The sequence below is a fragment of the Brevibacillus formosus genome, from assembly GCF_003013405.1.
GTDB lineage: Bacteria > Bacillota > Bacilli > Brevibacillales > Brevibacillaceae > Brevibacillus > Brevibacillus formosus.
Map to the genome: position 1 here is coordinate 86,085 of NZ_PXZL01000012.1, position 20,414 is coordinate 106,498.

Annotated in this window: 24 protein-coding genes; 19 read left to right on the plus strand and 5 right to left on the minus strand. The window is 44.6% G+C overall.

Features of this window, described 5'->3' with window-relative positions; all coding sequences use genetic code 11:
- The first annotated feature begins 159 nt into the window (after nucleotides 1-159).
- From C7R91_RS11950 to C7R91_RS11975, 6 genes are all read left to right on the plus strand, one after another.
- Nucleotides 160-372 (plus strand): hypothetical protein, encoded by a 213-nt coding sequence (locus C7R91_RS11950; protein WP_047070459.1) that lies wholly within the window; start codon nucleotides 160-162, stop codon nucleotides 370-372.
- 542 nt (nucleotides 373-914) lie between these two features.
- Nucleotides 915-1,901, plus strand: a complete 987-nt coding sequence (gene qoxA / locus C7R91_RS11955; protein ID WP_047070460.1) for a cytochrome aa3 quinol oxidase subunit II — start codon at nucleotides 915-917, stop codon at nucleotides 1,899-1,901.
- Nucleotides 1,902-1,924: 23 nt separating this feature from the next.
- The gene (locus C7R91_RS11960) at nucleotides 1,925-3,895 is read left to right on the plus strand and encodes a cbb3-type cytochrome c oxidase subunit I (protein WP_047070461.1); all 1,971 of its coding nucleotides are present in this window, start codon (nucleotides 1,925-1,927) and stop codon (nucleotides 3,893-3,895) included.
- A gap of 2 nt (nucleotides 3,896-3,897) precedes the next feature.
- On the plus strand, nucleotides 3,898-4,500 hold the full coding sequence (cyoC, locus tag C7R91_RS11965) for a cytochrome o ubiquinol oxidase subunit III (protein WP_047070462.1): 603 nt from the start codon (nucleotides 3,898-3,900) through the stop codon (nucleotides 4,498-4,500).
- A gap of 1 nt (nucleotide 4,501) precedes the next feature.
- The gene (cyoD, locus tag C7R91_RS11970; RefSeq protein ID WP_047070463.1) at nucleotides 4,502-4,819 is read left to right on the plus strand and encodes a cytochrome o ubiquinol oxidase subunit IV; all 318 of its coding nucleotides are present in this window, start codon (nucleotides 4,502-4,504) and stop codon (nucleotides 4,817-4,819) included.
- 405 nt (nucleotides 4,820-5,224) lie between these two features.
- Nucleotides 5,225-5,755, plus strand: coding sequence for a GNAT family N-acetyltransferase (locus C7R91_RS11975; protein WP_047070464.1), 531 nt, complete (start codon nucleotides 5,225-5,227; stop codon nucleotides 5,753-5,755).
- A gap of 57 nt (nucleotides 5,756-5,812) precedes the next feature.
- Here the strand turns inward: C7R91_RS11975 and C7R91_RS11980 are convergent, their stop codons facing one another.
- Together C7R91_RS11980 and C7R91_RS11985 are read right to left on the minus strand one after the other, a co-directional pair.
- Nucleotides 5,813-6,346 carry a hypothetical protein gene (locus tag C7R91_RS11980; RefSeq protein WP_047070465.1) on the minus strand — a complete coding sequence of 178 codons (534 nt, stop codon included), beginning with the start codon at nucleotides 6,344-6,346 and terminating at the stop codon, nucleotides 5,813-5,815.
- 49 nt (nucleotides 6,347-6,395) lie between these two features.
- Nucleotides 6,396-7,274 (minus strand): YpjP family protein, encoded by an 879-nt coding sequence (locus tag C7R91_RS11985; protein ID WP_047070466.1) that lies wholly within the window; start codon nucleotides 7,272-7,274, stop codon nucleotides 6,396-6,398.
- 225 nt (nucleotides 7,275-7,499) lie between these two features.
- On the opposite strand from C7R91_RS11985, the gene C7R91_RS11990 reads away from it, so the two are divergent.
- The 12 genes from C7R91_RS11990 to C7R91_RS12045 all read left to right on the plus strand — a co-directional run bounded on the left by C7R91_RS11990 (nucleotide 7,500) and on the right by C7R91_RS12045 (nucleotide 17,870).
- Complete coding sequence (locus C7R91_RS11990) at nucleotides 7,500-8,069, plus strand: FAD-dependent oxidoreductase (RefSeq protein ID WP_047070467.1); 570 nt, start codon at nucleotides 7,500-7,502, stop codon at nucleotides 8,067-8,069.
- A 227-nt stretch (nucleotides 8,070-8,296) separates the two neighbouring features.
- Entirely contained in the window at nucleotides 8,297-10,066 is a 1,770-nt protein-coding gene (locus C7R91_RS11995; RefSeq protein WP_047070468.1) for a BlaR1 family beta-lactam sensor/signal transducer, read from the plus strand.
- A 43-nt stretch (nucleotides 10,067-10,109) separates the two neighbouring features.
- The gene (gene blaI / locus C7R91_RS12000; RefSeq protein WP_083995096.1) at nucleotides 10,110-10,508 is read left to right on the plus strand and encodes a penicillinase repressor BlaI; all 399 of its coding nucleotides are present in this window, start codon (nucleotides 10,110-10,112) and stop codon (nucleotides 10,506-10,508) included.
- Nucleotides 10,509-10,741: 233 nt separating this feature from the next.
- Entirely contained in the window at nucleotides 10,742-11,656 is a 915-nt protein-coding gene (gene blaBBI, locus C7R91_RS12005) for a BBI family class A beta-lactamase (RefSeq protein WP_047070469.1), read from the plus strand.
- Between the two features lie 27 nt (nucleotides 11,657-11,683).
- On the plus strand, nucleotides 11,684-12,367 hold the full coding sequence (locus C7R91_RS12010) for an FHA domain-containing protein (RefSeq protein ID WP_047070470.1): 684 nt from the start codon (nucleotides 11,684-11,686) through the stop codon (nucleotides 12,365-12,367).
- Between the two features lie 43 nt (nucleotides 12,368-12,410).
- On the plus strand, nucleotides 12,411-13,229 hold the full coding sequence (bla, locus tag C7R91_RS12015) for a subclass B1 metallo-beta-lactamase (protein ID WP_047071243.1): 819 nt from the start codon (nucleotides 12,411-12,413) through the stop codon (nucleotides 13,227-13,229).
- Nucleotides 13,230-13,394: 165 nt separating this feature from the next.
- A complete protein-coding gene (locus C7R91_RS12020) occupies nucleotides 13,395-14,057 on the plus strand; it encodes a hypothetical protein (RefSeq protein ID WP_047070471.1) in 663 nt (220 codons plus the stop codon).
- Nucleotides 14,058-14,168: 111 nt separating this feature from the next.
- A complete protein-coding gene (locus C7R91_RS12025; RefSeq protein WP_047070472.1) occupies nucleotides 14,169-15,686 on the plus strand; it encodes an MDR family MFS transporter in 1,518 nt (505 codons plus the stop codon).
- A gap of 12 nt (nucleotides 15,687-15,698) precedes the next feature.
- Nucleotides 15,699-16,226, plus strand: a complete 528-nt coding sequence (locus C7R91_RS12030; RefSeq protein ID WP_047070473.1) for a PadR family transcriptional regulator — start codon at nucleotides 15,699-15,701, stop codon at nucleotides 16,224-16,226.
- 96 nt (nucleotides 16,227-16,322) lie between these two features.
- Complete coding sequence (locus C7R91_RS12035) at nucleotides 16,323-16,613, plus strand: DUF3817 domain-containing protein (RefSeq protein WP_047070474.1); 291 nt, start codon at nucleotides 16,323-16,325, stop codon at nucleotides 16,611-16,613.
- A gap of 95 nt (nucleotides 16,614-16,708) precedes the next feature.
- A complete protein-coding gene (locus C7R91_RS12040) occupies nucleotides 16,709-16,906 on the plus strand; it encodes a hypothetical protein (protein ID WP_236697883.1) in 198 nt (65 codons plus the stop codon).
- 37 nt (nucleotides 16,907-16,943) lie between these two features.
- The gene (locus tag C7R91_RS12045; RefSeq protein ID WP_047070476.1) at nucleotides 16,944-17,870 is read left to right on the plus strand and encodes an ADP-ribosylglycohydrolase family protein; all 927 of its coding nucleotides are present in this window, start codon (nucleotides 16,944-16,946) and stop codon (nucleotides 17,868-17,870) included.
- A gap of 18 nt (nucleotides 17,871-17,888) precedes the next feature.
- Here the strand turns inward: C7R91_RS12045 and C7R91_RS12050 are convergent, their stop codons facing one another.
- The 3 genes from C7R91_RS12050 to C7R91_RS12060 all read right to left on the minus strand — a co-directional run bounded on the left by C7R91_RS12050 (nucleotide 17,889) and on the right by C7R91_RS12060 (nucleotide 19,376).
- The gene (locus C7R91_RS12050) at nucleotides 17,889-18,305 is read right to left on the minus strand and encodes a DUF2243 domain-containing protein (protein WP_236697884.1); all 417 of its coding nucleotides are present in this window, start codon (nucleotides 18,303-18,305) and stop codon (nucleotides 17,889-17,891) included.
- Between the two features lie 73 nt (nucleotides 18,306-18,378).
- On the minus strand, nucleotides 18,379-18,897 hold the full coding sequence (locus C7R91_RS12055) for a DUF3231 family protein (protein WP_047070478.1): 519 nt from the start codon (nucleotides 18,895-18,897) through the stop codon (nucleotides 18,379-18,381).
- Nucleotides 18,898-19,019: 122 nt separating this feature from the next.
- Nucleotides 19,020-19,376, minus strand: a complete 357-nt coding sequence (locus tag C7R91_RS12060) for a DUF2512 family protein (RefSeq protein WP_047070479.1) — start codon at nucleotides 19,374-19,376, stop codon at nucleotides 19,020-19,022.
- 178 nt (nucleotides 19,377-19,554) lie between these two features.
- Between C7R91_RS12060 and C7R91_RS12065 the strand changes: the two genes are divergently transcribed.
- Complete coding sequence (locus C7R91_RS12065) at nucleotides 19,555-20,409, plus strand: manganese catalase family protein (RefSeq protein ID WP_047070480.1); 855 nt, start codon at nucleotides 19,555-19,557, stop codon at nucleotides 20,407-20,409.
- Nucleotides 20,410-20,414: the final 5 nt, after the last annotated feature.

A 20,414-nucleotide genomic window follows, 5' to 3' on the forward strand; every position in this document is an offset into this window, starting at 1 on the left:
ATAACAACATGATAACCAATAGGTTTATGAAAAAAGTTTTGACAAATTTTTTATAAAAAATTGAACAAAATATGAACAACAAGTGAATATTATGTTACAATAAGAGCATAAAACAAAAACGGTCACGCAAAAAATCTATGATGATAGGGGTTTTGTGTTATGAATAACGATCGAAAAGCAGCAGATGTATTAAGATGGATGGCTTGGACGGTATTATTCGCCGGTGCTGTTATTATGGCTTTCACTGCAAGCGATTTCAGATCGGAGAACTTGCCGTTGATGGTGTCGATCGGATTTTTGATCGCTGGCATGAATATCTTCATTATGAGCACGGTGTTTCGCTTGATGACGCTAAAAAGAACTGACGCCTAATCACTTAAAAATAGTCTCATAGTACCTCTCATTTTCCTCATTATAATGAGAGGTTTTTTATTTATACGGAAATTTTCCGTCAGCCAACTGAGCTGGCGGTTTTTTTATTTTTTTATTAAAAGTGAAAAGAAAACTTGACAATCAAAATTGGGTGAGATGACCAAAAATGGGTGTCGGAAATCATTAAAGGAGAATCCTAACAAGAATATGATCAACTCGTGACTGCTATGTGAACACTTTGTAACAGAAAAGCTACGAAATATTGAACGTCGTTAAAAACAAGTACAAAAGCTCGCAGACTCTGATAGTATGTATATGCGGCAAATAGTGAAGTTCACTTGTGTTAAAAAACCCCTATTGTGAGGAACTCTCGAAAAGTGTGAATGCACGATAAAGAAAGAAGGTTTTCCTAAACCTCGTTCGAGACCTCTCCATAGAGAGTGACTGCACTATCGACATATGTGAGGCAAAGTTCACCTGAAAAGAACTGCGCTCTCAAAGTATTACATGCTCGTTGTTTGTGACTAGGAGGGATTAGGAGAATGAGCGGAGGAAAAATGCTGAGGCATATCCAGTTTTGGATCTTGGCAGTGTTGGGCACCGTTCTGCTGACAGGCTGTGGTAGCGAATACCTCGTCTTGAATCCAAAAGGACCTGTAGCAGAAACGCAGTACAATCTCATTATTATTTCCACGATATTGGTCGCTATCATTATCGTTCCGGTTATTGCGCTTACCGCTTTCATTGTATACCGTTATCGGGATACACCGGGCAATAAAGCAAGTTACAAGCCGGAGTGGGCACACAGTACAACCCTAGAGGTAATTTGGTGGATTATTCCTATCGTTATCGTTGCATTGCTGGGTTACTTTACTGTCCGTGATGTTTATGTGTTAAAAGAGAACCCGAATAAAGAAGTTGCCCCTATGACCATTCAGGTTACGGCTTTGGACTGGAAATGGATGTTTACGTATCCAGAACAAAATATTGCAACTGTTAACCATCTGGAGATTCCAGCAGGCGTACCGATTCGCTTCCAGGTATCTGCTGATGCACCGATGAACTCTTTCTGGGTTCCAGAATTGGGTGGACAGATTTATGCGATGGCGGGAATGGCTACCGAACTGTATCTGCAAGCAGATGAACCAGGTACATTCGCTGGATTTAGCTCCAACTTCTCTGGTGAAGGCTTCGCAAAAATGCAGTTCGATGTAGTGGCAAAACCAAAAGATGAGTTCGAAAAGTGGGTTAAAGAAGTAAAAGGTACAACTCCAGCTATGACGAAGGCAGATTATGAAGAACTTCGCAAGCCTGGCGTGACAGATAAGTTTACGTACTCTGCATTCCCAGAAGGGATGTTTGAAGAGATCGTTGCGAAATATGGCCATGGTCACGATATGGACTATGTGATGGAGAAAACTCCTGCGCCCGCAGGTGACAAGTCTTCTAATGAGACTTCGCTAAATATGCATCAAAAGACTGAATCGCACAACATGCATGGAATGAATCATTCCAGTATGAACCACTAGGCGAGAGGGAGGAGGAATACCACGTGTGGGAGAACATTAAGGATTTTGCATCTACGTTCTTTGTAACAGGTGACCCACTGATTTACGGTGCGGACGTATCGATTGTACTGACCATCATTGCAATCTTATTCGTTCTGACTAAGTATAAAAAATGGGGTTGGCTATGGCGTGAATGGTTGACTACAGTTGACCATAAGCGTATTGGTATTATGTATTTGATCGCATCGCTTCTGATGCTGTTCCGCGGTGGGGTTGACGCCCTGCTGATGCGTGTGCAACTGGCATTCCCGAACGTAGAGTTCCTGCACTCGGATCACTATAATGCCATCTTTACGACTCACGGTACGATCATGATTTTGTTCATGGCGATGCCGATGATGTTTGCCTTGTTTAACATGGTAGTACCGCTTCAACTCGGTGCTCGAGATGTAGCGTATCCATTCTTGAACGCACTTAGCTTCTGGCTGTTTATGCTCGGCGCGATGCTGTTCAATCTTTCGTTCGTAATCGGGGGCTCCCCAGACGCTGGTTGGTTGTCTTACCCGCCATTGTCACAAAATGAATTCAGCCCTGGACCAGGTCAGAACTTCTATATTTGGGGTATTCAAATCTCCGGTATCGGTAGTTTGGCGACAGGGATTAACTTTATCGTAACGATTCTCAAAATGCGTGCACCTGGCATGAAGCTTTCCAAAATGCCATTGTTTAGCTGGTCCGTATTGTCCAGCTGCATTATGATTATCTTCGCTTTCCCAATTTTGACTGTAACATTGGCTCTGTTGTTCCTTGACCGTTTCGCAGGTGCCCACTTCTTCACGATGGACGGCGGCGGTAATCCGATGATGTACCTCAACCTCATCTGGATGTGGGGTCACCCTGAGGTATATATCGTAGTAGTGCCAGCTTTCGGTATTTTCTCCGAAATCGTGGCTACGTTCTCACGTAAAAAGATTTTCGGCTACAAATCAATGGTTTGGGCGATGATGATCATTGCCGTTGTATCGTTCTTTACATGGGCTCACCACTTCTTCACAATGGGTACGAGCGCAAGTGTTATCGCCTTCTTTGCGATATCAACGATGATTGTTGGGATCCCGACCGGGGTTAAGGTCTTTAACTGGCTGTTTACAATGTATCGTGGTCGGATATCCTTTAAACAACCAATGCTGTGGACCATTGCCTTTATCCCGTGCTTCGTAATTGGTGGAGCCACAGGGGTAATGCTGGCAGTAGCTCCGGCAGACTATCAGTATCACAACAGTTACTTCTTGGTTGCCCACTTCCACCAAGTATTGATCGGTGGGGTAGTGTTCGGTTACCTGGCTGGTATTTACTACTGGTGGCCAAAACTGTTCGGTTTCAAGCTCGACGAGAAACTGGGCAAATGGGGCTTCTGGTTCTGGAATATTGGTTTCTACGTGTGCTTTATGCCGCAATACGCGCTCGGCTTCATGGGTATGACTCGCCGTTACTACACATACGGTTGGGATCGCGGTTGGGCAGACCTGAACCTGGTATCCACTGTTGGGGCATTTATGATGGGTATCGGTTTCATCTTCCAAGTATGGCAAATCGCTTACAGCATCAAGCATGGTGAGCGCGACACGACAGGCGATCCATGGAATGGTCGTACGCTGGAGTGGTCGATTCCGTCACCTGCACCGTTCTACAACTTTGCTGTTGTTCCACAAGTGAAAGAGCTCGATGACTGGTGGGAAACAAAAGAAGCAAAAGCAAATGGCACCTATAAAGAACAACCGGCCAAACTGGAGCCGATTCATATGCCGAAGAACTCGGGAATTCCGTTTATCATGTCGAACTTCTGGTTCTTGGTAGGTTTTGGTTTCACATTTGGATGGGTTTGGATGGCCGTTATTGGATTCATTGGAGTATTCGCATGTATGTGGGCACGCTCCTTCCAATACGACACGGATTATTACGTACCGGTGGAGGAAGTGCGTCGCACTGAGGCTTCACTGGGGAGGGTGGTGTAACGATGGCTACGAATCATGACCATGGTCACGGCCACGACCATCATGAAGAGCATGAGCAACTTAAGGTTCTCGGTTTTTGGATTTTCGTTGTAACAGACTGCGTGTTGTTCGGTACGTTGTTTGCAACATATGCGGTAATGATGAATAGTTTTGCTGGTGGACCAACTGGACAGGAATTGTTCCAGCTGCCAGGCGTTATTGCTTCAACCTTCATCTTGTTGACAAGTAGCTTTACCAGCGGTCTCGCTGTTCTGGCGATGAACAAAGGCAATGTCAAGCAGCTGATTGCTTGGCTGGCTGTAACCGGTCTTTTGGGACTGTCTTTCGTAGTGTTGGAAGTCACTGAGTTTATGCACTTGATGAGCGAAGGCGCAACCATGGCGACTAGCGGCTACTGGTCCGCTTTCTACACACTGGTTGGTACACACGGATTGCACGTAACGCTTGGTCTGTTCTGGATGACTGCGTTGATGATGCAGCTGAAGCGTCGTGGAATCTCTGCGGTTACTCGCCGCAAAATTACCAACTTTAGCTTGTACTGGCACTTCCTTGACGTTGTGTGGATCTTCCTCTTCACAGTCGTTTACTTGATGGGGGTGATGTAAGGTGGCACAACATCAAAACCATGGCGGACATCATAGTCACGGATCGATGAAAGAGTACGTAATCGGTTTTATCCTGTCGATCGTGCTCACCATTATCCCACTCGTGCTGGTCATGAACCCGATTTTGAGTAAAACGGCGACCGTGATCTCGATCTTGGTAATGGCGGTCTTGCAGTTCGTAATTCAGTTGGTCTTCTTCATGCACATCCGCGAAGGAGAAAAACCACGCTACAACGTACAGACATTGATTCTTGGACTGGTGATTGTATTTACAATCGTTGCAGGTTCCCTCTGGATCATGTTGTTTAACAAATATTAATCAGTTAAGAGCGTGGCACAGGCGATTCGTTGCTTGTGCCGCGTTTCTTTGTTTATTTATAGCTTTCGTGGAGGGAAGAAGCGCATTTCCAGTCTACGCTTCGGCCTACGCCCCGCAAAGGGGATTGACTGTCCGCTTCGGAAAAAATGGCGGGAGCGCTTCAAACCAGAAAACGCGAATGCGTTTTTGTATGTAATAAAAGCTGAAATTCCCCGCCATTTTTTCCGAAGCTGAGTTGGGCTCCAGAGGAGCTTGGACTGGAAATGCGCTTCTTCCTACGCGGCTTTTCAATCATCCAATGAAAGTCATTCAGGAAGGTGAAAAATTCTTTAACTGGTAACAGTCTCTTCTTGCAGATATAATAGAAAGAATTTTACGCCAAAATGTGCAAGGGGAGTGAAGTCGATGGCTGGGCAACTGTATTTAATGAAGCCTTGTGCAGAACTTCAAGCAGAGTATATTTCCTTTTACGAAGAGTGGAAAGAAAGCGGAGAACCTATCGTACCGTGGGTGGTGGATCGGGAGCCCTATGATTTTCCTGCGTATCTGGAATTTCTGGAGAGTGAGAGCAGCGAGGAAAATCTTCAGGATGGCTATGTTCCTCATTCGACGTATTGGCTCATGAATGAGGAGCGGCGCATAGTGGGGGTGGTGAATATTCGGCATCGTCTCAACGATCGTCTACGCAAAAACAGCGGGCATATCGGATATGGAATTCGGCCTTCCGAGAGACGCAAAGGATATGCGACGGAAATTTTAGCGCAAGCCTTAAATATTACGAGCGAGTTAGGTATTAACGAAGTATTGGTGATTTGTGATTATGATAATGTTGGATCGGAAAAAACGATTCGGAAGAACGGGGGTGTTTTTGAGTCAGAATGTACAGACGACGATGGATTGGTCATTCGTCGCTTCTGGATTAAGCGATCTTCGTAAATGAAGAGGGCTATCTCATTGTCCGTTACAAGACGCTTCAGATAGCCCTTTCCCTGTTTATTCGTCTACCTTGTATGCAATCAACTTGCGTACCCATTGCTCCATCTCGTCAAGAATATAGTCTGGGGGTGGGGTTTTTCCGTCCTTTTTTGGGAGGACGAGCCATTGTAATGGTTTTGGGACATGGAGGATTTTCCCAAGAAGTTGTATCCCTTGATCGTCACTAATGATATCTCGTAAAAAGATGAACATTCGCTTGTCTAATGTATGGATGAGCTTACCTTCATATTTTGTATCGGAGATCGTAACGCAAGGGTGGCCATGTCGCTCAATATTGCCTAATACTTCAACCCACACAAAATCATACAACTGAGAAAGTTCAGCTTCAAGGAGACCGGGATCTTTAATAGGGACTGGATATGTGGAAGAGTAGGAACGATCAAAAAAAATCTCTGGGTCCATCTCCATATAGTCTAATACTACCTTGCAAGATGCAGCTTGTTTGTTTTCATGGGTGTATAAAATCTCCCGGACTTTGTTGCAATCAATTTTTTTGCCAATCACAAAGCCGATTCGCAGTTCGATTGTCATTCACTCCTTATTTAGAAGAGAAAATCGAAGTACCCCAATTATCGATACATTAATCTTCTCCCCAATGTTCTGGAAATTGATTTTTTCTCGTAATTTTAGTTTGACCATGATGCCACTTAAAATTATCATCTCTTTTATGCCAATGGAAGTCTATGCTTAAACCTTCATCTACTCTTTTCATATGAAATCTCAATAAGTCTTTTCCCGTCCTCTTGTTTATTATATCGAAAACTTTTTCTCCTTGGATAATGCCATTTCTAGCGCTTTTGGACTCCGGACCGTCATAATCAATATCCCCATCATATTGTTCGTGCAAGGCTTCAACTTCTGCCCATATTTCAGACTCTATTCTTTCTTCAAATTCATCATAAGCCATTCTTTGTATCCTTTTCCCCATTTTTTTCTTGACTGCTTCTTTAAGAGCAAATCTTAATAAAATGGGTAATATGGTAGGTTGAACTTTTTCTTCGCTTCTAAAACTTGAGCCACTTTGCAATAGTAGAGTTTCCGTTATTTCAGGCAATACCGAATGCTTTTCAGCTATTTGCTCTTTTACGTCATTAACCAATTTGTTCAGCTTTTTTTCATCATCTTGACTGGTGGAAAAATACTCTTCCAAGTCTCTTTTCAAATTATCTTCAAGTGAAGTCTTTTCTAAAAATGCTTCTTGAAGATCCCTATCGGATTTCATTCCTTTTAGAACAAGGTCTAGGTTGTCGAAAGTATCGGTAAGTGATTTTTCAAGATCATCTTTGTCTTCTGACATGACCTCATTTGAAAATTCGTATTGAAGCATTTCATTCACGGATGATTTGGTTAATACATCTGTCTCAGCAGCAAAACTAGAGGTAAGAACAGTGCTGAATAGCATCATTGAGGCAAGAGAGGTTAAAAATAATCTTTTTCCTTTTTTGATAAAATCAATCATTCTAATCCTCCTATTTCAAATATTTACCAATTAATAGAGTAATATAAACTTGTGCTTATATCAATTGTTTTTTGAATATTGTGTTGCATTGAAAATAAATAAAGGTGTATTCCGTTCGAAGCTAAATAAAAATCACTGGATAAACTAGTTAATAGATATTGCCACATTTATCATACTTAGTATATAATTATGTTGTGAAAGTTATTTTGGAAGGGAGAGATTTCTTTGTTTGATATCGTAATTATTGGAGCAGGCCCGGCAGGAGGGAGTGCAGCGTTGTTTGCTGCAAAAGCAGGTAAGAAGACGTTGCTGATTGATAATGACAAAAGCATGACCAAGCGCGCGTGGATGGAAAATCACTACGGCATCATGGAAATCTCCGGTCCAGATCTCATTGAAATTGGTAAAAAGCAAGCAGCGAAATTCGGTGCGGAGCTGGTAGCCGATCAAGTCAGCAATATCACCAAAACAGAGCAAGGCTTACTTGTAGAGACAGCGGAAAAAGGCAGCTTTGAGGCTAAGCATGTGATTCTTGCAACTGGAGCGCTCGTGACTTTGGCAGAAGCGATTGGGGTGAAAACCAAGGAAGGTACAGAGCCGCGGATCAAAACCGTTGTCGATGTCGATGCACAAGGAAAGACGAACATCGAAGGAATTTGGGCAGCAGGTACGTGCGCGGGCGTGAGCGTACATACGATTATTACATCTGGTGATGGCGCCAAGGTGGCAATTAACATCATCAGCGAATTGAACGGCGAGCGTTACGTCGATCACGATGTTTTGAAAACAAACTAATCAGTTTAGAAACACCTTCTTACCTTTGTAAAGAAGGTGTTTCCTTTTTTCTTCCAATCGACGATAACTTGTATCGTGATCTCGTTTTTGACATAATGAAGCTAATTGTGCTAATCAACGTGAAGAATCCTGTCAGGTTCAAGAGTGTTCCTCTTGCTTTGGAAAATTGATGCGGATTCTATTTTTATCTAGATTGCCCTATGTAAGAAGGGAGGGAGGCAGGTAGCATGTCTGTCAATCATGTGGTGATAAGCTTGATCGTTTCTTCCTGCACGATTGCGCTTATTTTCTTGATTCGAAAAGTATTTCGCTCCCATCTGTCGGCTAAATGGAAATACCATTTGTGGTTTCTCTTGTTGGTCGCTTTGACGCCAGCTTTTATCCCGAATTCCTTTTTTGATTTTGGAAATCTTTTTGTTTCAGACATGAATCAGCGTATGGTAGCTGGCAGCTCGACGCTCGCTGCGCAAGCTCCTGTGTTTGAAAATGCGAATTGGGTACAGGATTTAACGTTGTCGGTAAGTCGCTATACACCAGACTCCTTTCCTGCGATTTTGGTCAGCATATGGGTAGTCGGCATGATCGTTTGTGCTTCCATCACGTTATCAGCCTGGTTAAAAATCCAGCAGATCAAGCGGACTGCATCTGTGATCACCAATCAAGAAATCATCGATTTATTTGAACAATGCAAGAAGGATGTAAAAATAACGCGGCATATCGTGTTGGCACAATCCAATCAGGTCAAGTCTCCGATGACGTTTGGCGTTTTTAAGACGTATGTAGTCCTTCCCAGTCATTTTGATGAATGGCTGTCGATCAATGAAATGAAATATATCTTTTTGCATGAACTGATGCACCAAAAAAACCATGATATCGTCATGAACTATGTGACGGTGGTGTATCAGCTTTTGTATTGGTTCCATCCTTTAGTTTGGCTGGCTTTTCGGGAAATGAGAGTGGACCGTGAAATTGCTTGTGATGTGGCTGTATTAAATTTTTTAGACAAGCGAAATTATTTGGAATATGGTCATACCATCATTAAGTTTTTGGATAAAGAAAGTCGAGCCGGAAATGTCGTTTTGGCCAATCAGTTAAACGGTTCCAAGAAGGCTGTGAAAAAACGAATCGAGAACATCGCATCTCACAAGGCCGAGTCAAAGCTGTTGCAGTTGAAAAGTACAGTCATTTTTTCCGTGGTGGTCGTATTGGTTGTCAGTCAGGTTCTTGTTGGTTCCGCATTAGCCGACGATCGCAGCCGCTATCATTTTCAAGATGATCGAACCATTTACGAGGATTTGGACAACTATTTCCGTGGTTTTGAAGGCAGTTTTGTCTTATATGATTTGAAAGCCGACCAGTATCGGATTTACAACGAGGCAGGAAGTACACAACGAGTTTCACCCAACTCCACCTACAAGATTTTTCTCTCCTTGTTTGGTTTGGAGACCGGTGTGATTTCGAGCGAAGATTCCCTGTTAAAATGGGATGGAATCCACTATCCATATGAGCAGTGGAACCGGGATCAAGATCTATTTACAGCGATGCGAAACTCCACGAACTGGTATTTTAAAGAGATGGATAAGAGCATCTCTCCGGATATGATTCAAGCTTTTCTGGAACAATTGAACTACGGGAATTCCAATACAGCTGGTGGAATCGGCGAATATTGGATAGAATCTTCCTTGAAGATTTCTCCGGTGGAGCAGGTACAATTATTAAAAGCGTTCTATACAAACCAGTTTGGCTTTCAAGAAAACAATATCCAGACGGTGAAAGACTCCATTCGGTTATCGAAAAAGGCGGACTCGATTCTTTCCGGAAAAACAGGTACGGGCACCGTCAATCAAAAAGATGTGAACGGTTGGTTTGTCGGATATGTAGAGAACAAGGAAGGCACCTACTTCTTTGCTACCAATATACAAAGCGAAGCTGACGCGAATGGACCTGCAGCAGCAGAAATAACCTTATCTATTTTGAAAGCGAAAGGTCTCTACTAGCCTTTGCTCCTACAGTCATTATTTTCGAAAGGGGGAGACTTCAGTGTCTACATCCATGCCAAGTATTTCAGAAGCGGAATGGCGAGTCATGAACGTGCTATGGGAAAAGTCGCCGCAGACGGCCAACGAAATTATTTCCTCCTTGCAAGGTCAAACAGATTGGAACCCAAAAACAGTACGTACTCTTTTGAATCGTTTGGTTCAAAAAAATGCTGTTGGCGTCAATCAAAACCAAAGAGTCTATACATTTTATCCGTTGTACTCACAAAATGAATGCCAGCACGCCGAGGCACAGTCATTTTTGCAGCGGATTTACAGCGGCGCTCTAAAATCGATGTTGGTTCAGTTCATCCAGAAGGAATCTTTATCGGACGAGGAGATTCAGGAGTTGCGTTCCATATTGGATGCGAAACAAGCATCGACTGAGCATCCTAAAAAATAAAGCACGCCCTTTCAAGCTGATTTGGAAAAACCATTTACGGTTATCCAGTTTGCTTGACAGGGCGTCTTTTTTTCAAGAAAGGCTGGATGCAGCTCTTTTTCTTGCATAAAAGGAGATTGACAATAGTGGATTACACGTGTAATATTATCGTGAAATCAGTTGATTACAAACGTAATACGATATTACTTGTGTAATCTATAATTGCTATCTTCTAAGAAAGAGGTTTGTCATCCATGAAAGTTCACCATTCTAAACTGTTCGGATTCACAGTGAAAACGATTTTTCTCACACTTCTCACGCTTGCGGGTTGCTCTTCTGCTGAAACGCCTGTCGGAAAAACGGAAACGCCTGCATCTGCAATGGATCAAAAGTTCGCTGCGCTAGAAAACAAGTTTGATGCGAGGCTCGGCGTATATGCGATCGATACCGAAACAGATCTGGCAGTTGCTTACCGCGAAGATGAACGGTTCGCTTTTGCTTCTACGTACAAGGCTTTAGCCGCAGGTGCGGTCTTGCATCAGAAACCTTTAGAAGAGCTCGATAAAGTCATCACTTACACTAAGGACGATCTCGTCACGTATTCACCTATCACAGAAAAACACGTCGCGACCGGGATGACTCTTCGTGAGGTAGCAGACGCTGCGGTGCGCTATAGCGACAACACGGCGGGAAATCTGTTGTTCAAAGAATTGGGTGGACCTAAAGGCTTTGAAGCAGCTTTGAGACAGATTGGAGATGGTGTTACGACATCCGAGCGCTATGAGACGGAATTGAATGAGGCCAAACCAGAAGATATTCGCGATACAAGCACACCTAAAGCACTTGCAACGAGCCTCCGAGCCTATACGGTAGGGAATGTGCTGCCGTCTGACAAGCAGAAGATTCTTATTGAGTGGCTGCAAGGCAATACAACGGGAGCCAAACTGATTCGAGCGGGCGTTCCCAAGGACTGGAAGGTTGGAGATAAGACGGGAGCGGCAAGCTATGGAACGCGAAACGATATAGGTATCATATGGCCACCGAATAAAAAGCCCATTGTCATTGCAGTGCTGTCTAAGAGAGATAAGCAAGACGCTGCTTATGATGATGCGCTCATTGCTGAAGCTACCAAGATTGCTGTTGACGCGCTGACGGCTGCAAAACCGTAATCGATCAACACGTGAGGTGATCACCAGATGATAGATAATGGTGCATACTTACTTGTAAAAAAAGGGGACCCCAGCCAATTTGCCACTCGCAAATATCTCACTAAGGATCGTTGTACAATCGGGCGGAGGGGGACAAGCTTTCAACTGGACATTACATTTTCCAGTCCGTACATTTCGAGAATGCATGCAGCCTTTCAAAGGATCGGGAACGATTACAAAATTATCGATCTGGAAAGCAAGCATGGCACAGAGGTAAACGGGACACCGCTTCATTATTCCTCTCACATTCTTCGTCACGGGGATCAAATAAGCTTGTCAAAAGGGGTAGCCGAGCTCGTCTTTTTACGAGAGGTCAATAGACTGGATGATACGGTAGAGCTCCCTTTCACGCAGCCGAAGATCTCGTCGCTTTTGCCAGGTTTGGAGTTTCATTTGGAGAGACGAGAAGTTCGTATCGACGGAACTAGGCTGCCTTTAACCGGAAAAGATATGGACTTGCTGAAGCTTCTACACCAAAAGGCGAACCAAGCCGTTAGTTTTGAAGAAATTATGCTGACCGTTTGGCCGGAGCGAATACTGCATGAGGGGAATGTGCCAGATGTCGGACGGGTGGAAGTCAATGCGCTCGTGTATCGATTAAGGAAAAAGCTTCGGCACTACGGGCAGCAAATCACGACGATTCCGCGATATGGATATCGCTTAGATGTTTGAAACAGACAAAAGCAAAATCCGCGTTAGAAAGGTGGAGATTCGGTTGAAGATTCATAAGGGATGGATAGGGAAAACAATATGCAGTTTGTTCCTGACAGTGGCCGTTGCTCTGACATCTTTTTCTAATCAAACGATTGCCCAGGCTACAACATCAACTCCCACCCAGATTACCAATCCAGGGAAAAGCATTGTGTTAACAAAATTAAATGACAAAGTATGGTTACATACATCCTATCAAGAATGGAATGGCGCAATCTTTGACCACAATGGCTTAATTGTTTCTACTTCCAAAGGAGTTGTCCTGATTGATACAGCCTGGGGGGACACCCAAAAAACGGAAGAGCTCTTACAGATGATCAAGAAGCATTGGAAGAAAGACGTTGTGCTAGCGCTGATTACACATGCACATGATGACAGCATTTCAGGTATCCGGGCATTACTCAATCAAAAAATAGATGTACGCAGCACACGTTTGACGGCAAAACTAGCGAAAGAATATGGATATCCTTCCCCCAATCCGACACTCGATGAAAAGCCAGTAATAAAGCTAGGCGACACCATCTTAGAAGCCTATTATCCTGGGGAAGGGCATTCGAAAGATAACATTACCGTTTGGCTTCCCCAATCCAAAATATTATTTGGTGGATGCTTCGTCAAAGCACTGGGTGCCAAGGACCTTGGAAATCTTTCTGATGCCAATGTAGAGCAGTGGGATGACTCCGTTCAGAAGGTAATCGAAAAATATCCACATATCGAAACCGTTGTACCTGGGCATGGGAAAACGGGAGGCAAAAACTTGCTTGATCACACCATGGAGCTAATTAAACAGCATTCCCAGAACCAAGAAGCTGCTCTGAAATGAATCGCCCGAGAAACTCCCGCAAAACAAACTCCTTCTCAAGACCAACATGAGAAGGAGTTTGTTTATGTAAGGTGTTTTCTTTTTTCTTCCAATCGTCTAAACTTTTGATATAGGCCAGAAGTCATTGCTCTATTTCCTAATCATTCAGTCATAGGAGTCCTTATTATGAAAAAAATCGTAGGTATTGCCTTGATGGTCGCTTTACTAGGCTTCAACGCCTATTTGTGGCCGACATTGATTCACGCGGTAAAAACAGATGGACGGACGGATACGAAAACAGCATCTGTCTCGCAAAAAGCAGCTACTGCAAAGCCTGCTATGGATTTGGCCAATCAAGGTCCCCGCGCCGCAAACGTTTCCGCCTATCCGGTTGAAAAGCCTGTGGCTGCGTCAGCACCTGTACCAGCGTCAGCGCAAAAACAAAGCGAAGGGAAGCCAAAAACAATAGCGGTAGCAGCTGCTAAAACGAGCACACCGAAGAAGAAAACACAAAAGACGAAAACCTCAACCAAATCAGTCAAGAAACAGAAACAGAAGACTACACGTCCTCCGGTAAATAACGCGCCAACGTATCCGGCCTGGGATGATAACGGCCTCTATGTCGTAGACGAGGGAGTACCAGGAAGTAGTTGGGTAGAGCTGTCGGATGGTTCTTTGCTGCGTAAGAGCGACGGGACACGGACGTTTAACCTGCCCTATAATAAGAATCCATTCACTGGAGAGATTAAGCCTACAGTGGAGCCGATGTCAGAAGCGGCGTATAAAATGTGGAAGGGCAATCAGGCCCAGCAGCCATCCCCATTCAGCCCGACACCATTCGGGCGGTAATAAACAGAGAAAAATGCTCCGAGAAAAAGGAGCAGTTTTTTTCGAGATGTAGTCAAATTTGAATATAATAACGTATAGTACTTTGATTTGACCACTCAGGAGGGCGAAGCAATGATTGCAAGAGAAAGTAAAGTGAATATGGTATTAGCGGGGCTGCTGCTAGGTCTCCTGATGGCTTCCATGGACAATACCATTGTCGCGACAGCGATGGGTACGATTGTCGGTGAGATGGGCGGCATGGATAAGTTTGTTTGGGTGACATCAGCGTACATGGTCGCTACGATGGCGGGGATGCCGATATTTGGTAAGCTCTCTGATATGTATGGGAGAAAACGTTTTTACGTATTTGGTCTCATTGTATTTTTGTTAGGGTCCATTTTATGCGGGACGGCAAACAGCATCGTTGAGTTGAGCATTTATCGGGCGATTCAAGGGATTGGCGGCGGAGCGCTGATGCCGATTGCCTTCACGATTATTTTTGACGTATTCCCGCCGGAGAAGCGTGGAAAGATGACGGGACTTTTCGGAGCTGTATTCGGTACGTCCAGCGTATTTGGACCTTTGCTTGGGGCGTATATTACCGAGTATGTCAGCTGGCATTGGATCTTTTACATCAATGTACCAATTGGCGCTGTGTCTCTCTGGTTGATCGCGATGTATTACAAGGAATCGCTGGAATACCGCAAGCAAAGCATTGATTGGTGGGGAGCGATTACGCTGGTCGGTGCTGTAGTGAGTCTGATGTTTGCACTGGAGCTGGGAGGCAATCAATACGCGTGGGATTCGATGCAGATTATTGGATTGTTCTCTTCCTTTTTCTTGTTGTTTGTGATTTTTCTATTTGTCGAGAAGCGGGCATCTGATCCGATTATTTCGTTCTCCATGTTCAAGAAACGGTTATTTGCCACGACAAATGCAATTGCACTGTTGTATGGATCTGCTTTCATTATTGCTACGGTGTACCTGCCGATTTTTATTCAAGGTGTATATGGCGGGTCAGCGACGAATGCCGGATTGCTGTTGACACCGATGATGCTTGGTTCGGTTGTTGGCAGCCAAGTAGGAGGATTTCTGACGACGAAGACCAGCTTCCGCAATATTATGCTTTTGTCGGCCGTCTTTTTCATACCAGGTATTTTTCTTTTGAGTACACTGACGCCTGATATTCCTCGTTCAATCGTTACGCTTTATATGGTGATTGCAGGGTTTGGCGTGGGCTTCTCTTTCTCCACCTTGGGAATTTCAGCCATTCATGGCTTTGACATGCGTCAAAGAGGCTCGGCCAGTTCGACGAACTCTTTTTCCCGTTCATTGGGTATGACCTTGGGGATTACCGTGTTTGGGATCTTGCAACGCAACTCGTTTGAAAGCGGCTTGTTCTCTGCCTTCGGGGGTCAAGGGATGACGAATGCCATTACAGACCCGCGAGCGATTTTGACACCAGAAGCACGCGAATCCATTCCGGCTTCTGTTTTGGATCAAATGATCGATATTCTCGCTTCTTCGATTGCGAATACGTTTATGTGGGCGCTTGTTCCTGCTGTTCTTGCTCTCGTGTGCATTTTACTGATGGGAAATGATCGAGCGCTGGGGAAATCGCCTTCCGTGCCGAAACCGGAACGCGGGTAGAGGAGAATCGTCATGAGTCTAAAATTGCTTGTTCTGGGATTGCTGATGGAAGGGGAGAAGCATCCCTACGAGGTTCAGCAGCAGGTGAAGGCTAGAGGAATGGATTGTTACATGAAATACGCCAAAGGCTCCCTCTACTATGCCTTCGACCAACTGGAAAAGAGCGGGATGATTGAGGTCAAAGAAGTCATTCGTGAGACTGGCCGCCCAGATAAGAAGATGTACGGAATCACGCCAAAAGGCGAAGAGCAATTCCAACAGCTGCTCTTGGAAGAACTGCAAAAACCGATGCAGCTGACCAATCCGATCTACGCGGCTCTTACTTTTGCTTCGTACGGTGATCCGCAAAAAATGGATGAGGCCTTGGAAATTAACATCCAAGAGGTAAGGCGGTTAGCTGAATTATTGGAATCGATCCAGGAGGAAAAAAGAGAGAGGCTTAGCTGGGGAGCACGAGCGATTCTAATGGGTGCCATTGAGCATTTGCACGCAGAGATGCGGTGGATGGAACGCATCCGAAAAGAAGCCTGGGGCCGTTGATTTTGAATTTATTATGAACATTGGACTATTTTCAACATTATGATAGTTTTTCGTTTATAATGGTGATAATTTCAAAGGCAAGGATGGTACCCGCACATGATGAATTCTGCCCTCGGACGTTTCCGACTCATCGGCCTAATCGAAGGTGTCTCGTATTTGGTCCTTCTCGGGATTGCTATGCCGCTCAAGTATTTTTGGGATTATCCAGCCGCAGTAAAAATTGCTGGCTCGCTTCATGGATTGTTTTTTGTCCTGTATATTTTGGCGTTAGCACATGTTACAATGACCAATAAATGGTCCTTCTTAAAAGTGATCGGGGCATTTATCGCTTCGTTACTGCCCTTCGGCAACTTTGTTCTGGATGCACGTCTGAAAAAAGAGCAGTAAGGTTACACATTACACATTACGCAAGGCACTAGAAGGCGGGTCATTGTACCCGTCTTTCGTACATATTCAAAAGAGAAAAAATGGAGGGGATCTGTGTGGAGACCAGAATTTTAGCAGGAATTCTTTTGTGGGACGAAGAGGAACAGTACGTTCTTGAAACCGTGATGGAGGACCGTTACAAGCTGGTACTGCCGCAGATTATCACGCTTGCGAACACAGAAGAAAAGGTAGCGACAGATGAATTGAACGAACAATATGTCGGTCAAAATGTCATTGCCAGATGTTTTGTTTGATATGAACAGATAATTCTGAAAAAAGGTGTGGATAGGTGTGGAATTGCGTGACCGCTATGCTGGAAGCTTGCTAGGCTTGGCCGTTGGAGATGCACTCGGCACTACTTTAGAATTTCGCAAACCGGGTACCTTCGAGCCGCTTACAGAAATGGTCGGGGGTGGACCATTCCATTTAAAGCCGGGAGAATGGACGGATGATACGTCGATGGCACTGTGCCTGGCTGAGAGCTTGATTACGCAGAACGGCTTCGACCCGGTTGATCAGATGAACCGCTATGTAGCTTGGTTTCGAGAGGGTTATATGAGCTGCAAGGATCATTGCTTCGATATCGGGAATATCACGAAAGAAGCGCTGTGGCGTTTTGAGCAGACGAAAAATCCATTCAGCGGACCGGATCATCCGATGTCGGCAGGGAATGGCTCCATTATGAGGCTAGCACCTGTAGCACTCTATTATGCTAATCAACCGTCGCTCGCCATCGATTACTGTGCGCAAAGTTCTCGCACTACTCACGCGACAGCAAAGGCAGTAGACGGCTGTCGTTTTTTGGGGGCATTGCTCCTTGGGGCTCTACAGGGTATTTCCAAAGAGGAGTTGCTCACTGATTCGTTTTCTCCAGTAGCGGGTCTATGGGAAAAGCAGCCGCTAGATCCTGATATCGCCCGTGTCGCGAATGGCTCCTATAAAGGGAAAACTAGAAAAGAGATCAAAGGATCGGGGTATGTCGTCGATTCGCTTGAAGCGGCGCTTTGGGCTTTTTATTCCAGTAGTTCTTTTGAAGAAGGACTGTTCCTGGCGGTAAATCTCGGAGATGATGCGGATACGACGGGAGCTGTCTACGGTCAATTGGCAGGTGCTTATTACGGAGTAGAAGGCTTGCCTCAACGGATGCTAAAGCTGTTGGCGAAGCGAGAATTGATGGAGGAGTTCGCGCAGAAATTGTACGAGCACGCTACCCGTTAACCGACAGAACGGAATGGCTTATTTGGATTTTGTTCGCCTATACAGTAGCCATCCGATACCAATCAGCAGAAGTGCGAATAAATCATAAGAAATATCGTATAAGAATTGAGAGTGGCCCGGCTTGACGTGATGAATTTGCAGCAGATGGTGGTTAACGATTCCTTCCACCAAGTTAAATATGCCAGCTCCAAGGAAAAAACTACTCCAGAAATAATACGCAGTCCCTACAGGGTTGCTTTTCCACAGGAGAATGCCCGATAGGAAAATGATGACCGTCACGAATAAATGGAAGAAACCATCACTCATGATTTGATGGTGTCGATCTCCATACATATCTACACTATGCCACTGCAATATTTGGTGAAAAATAATGCCATCCAGCATGCCAATGATGCCTACTCCAAAAAGAAAGGCACCGATCATTGTTTTTTTCAATCGCGTATCCCCCAGTCCAAAATAGGCTAAAAAACGATAAGCACCACCCATCAGGCAGTGCTTATCACCAAGATTAGGCATGGACAAGTTCTGGCGCTTGCATATGAAGAGGCGGCGGAACCAGCCAGCCTTTTTCTTTTAAAATGCGGAGCAATCTGACGCCAAATTGGGCTTTTGCAACATGGTACTGACCAAAAAGCATTCCGATATCTTCCCGGATGGATTGAGCCATGATTTGACTGCAGGAAACCAACCCGGCTGCAATGTCTCTTGAAACACCGGTAGCGATCTCTGGGTCATTCATCCGAGCACCAGCCGGAATGCTTTCCAGATTCGCTACAGGGCGATCCGGTGGGGCTGGTGGCAATCCAATCCCATTCACTTTGAGTAATTCATCCAGCTGTTCCACTTCTTGTTTCATGCTTCGTGTAATGTCTTCGAGGAAGCTCTTCAGATCATGATCACCAGTATGGTTGAGCGCTGTTTGATAACTAGCAAGCAAGCCCTTTGTCGTTGCCAAATACATCCACACTCCAAAAACCTCGCCATAATGCATGGGTTCATTTTGCGGATTGCCTGATAAAATACCCATTAACGTCCTCCCAGTACTCAGTAGAGTTTTGATATCCATTCGGGTCTCCTAACTTTGTGATGTAACCCAAAGATAAGATTTACAAGAGGGACAGGATATATCCGCTCAAAGGAAGAGGAGAATTATTTTCCGGGTTCTTTCTGGATACGATTATGATCGTATATACCCAAAAAGCGATGGTACGCAAGTTCTGCCACACCTAAAAGAGCTACCGTAATGATTAACTCGCCAAAACTTAATGGCCAATCCAGCCATCTGGCAACTGCCCATAAGTAAATAGCAGCGATCACCGCATCTGCAATCGTGGCCGTAACATTATTGGTAGCTCGTAATATCAATTGATCGCCAATCAGATATGCGATGACGGTCAAACCGAGTGCCGCTAAAATTGAGGATGTCCAGGATGCATTTGCAAACCACCATAAAGAAGCGACAACAATAATCCCGTTAACAGCCATCTTAATTAAAAATCGAGTCATTTTTATTCTCCTTTAGCGACAGTGTGAAAAAATAGTCCTTCATCATATGGTTCTTACTGTTTTACAAAGTAGTCGGGTTTATTCAAGTGCCGTTTTCTTGCTTTTTCCGGTTAAAGTAGATTGTCATCATCCAAACTAAGACGTAGCATTCATCTACTTTGGTGGGAGGTCATGCATTTTGTACTTTTACAAGGAAGATTTGATTAATATGATTGTTCCAGATAAACCAGACCCGGCGGCAGCTAAAGTCATCCAGGAGATTTTGGGTGGTCGTTTTGGAGAAATGCGCACCATGATGCAATATTTTTTCCAGGCTAACAATTTCCGTGGGAATGCCATACCGTATCGTGATTTGCTTCGGGGTGTTTTTTTGGAAGAAATAGCGCATGTGGAGCTCGTACAGCACACGATCAATCAATTGCTGACGGGGAGTGGTGAAGAGGTTCCCGGAAATGCTGGGGTTGACGGAGCACCGCTTGATGAGGCAGTCAAGCACGCAAACCCTCACCATTTCATCGTGGGTGCGCAAAGCTCCTTACCTGTCGATGCAGCAGGAAATCCATGGATGGGGAATTATGTGTATAATCATGGCAATTTGATAAGTGATCTTCTCGACAACCTCGTGCTGGAATCTACGGGTGTTCTGCAAAAGTCACGAATTTACGAAATGAGCTCGAACAAAACATTCCGTGAAACGCTTGCTTTCCTAATTGTTCGGGATAACGCCCATCAAAACGCCTTCGCAAAGGCACTGGAGACATTAGGCGTGAACTGGGGCAAGCTGTTCCCTATCCCCAACTACGACATCAACAAGTATCCTGAGTGCCGCAAGTATGTAGAAATGGGCTTCCACAACGCTCAGTTCAATTTCCGATTGGACAACACTCGTATTGGAGAAATCTTCAACGGACAGTCGCCGAGTAGAAATGGCGGCAGTCTGGAAGTAGTTCCGCCGCCTGAGGGCTTCCCGGTTCCTATTATGCCGGAACAGCCAAATGAGCACAGTCCAGGACTGTATGATCTGAATGCGTAATAGGT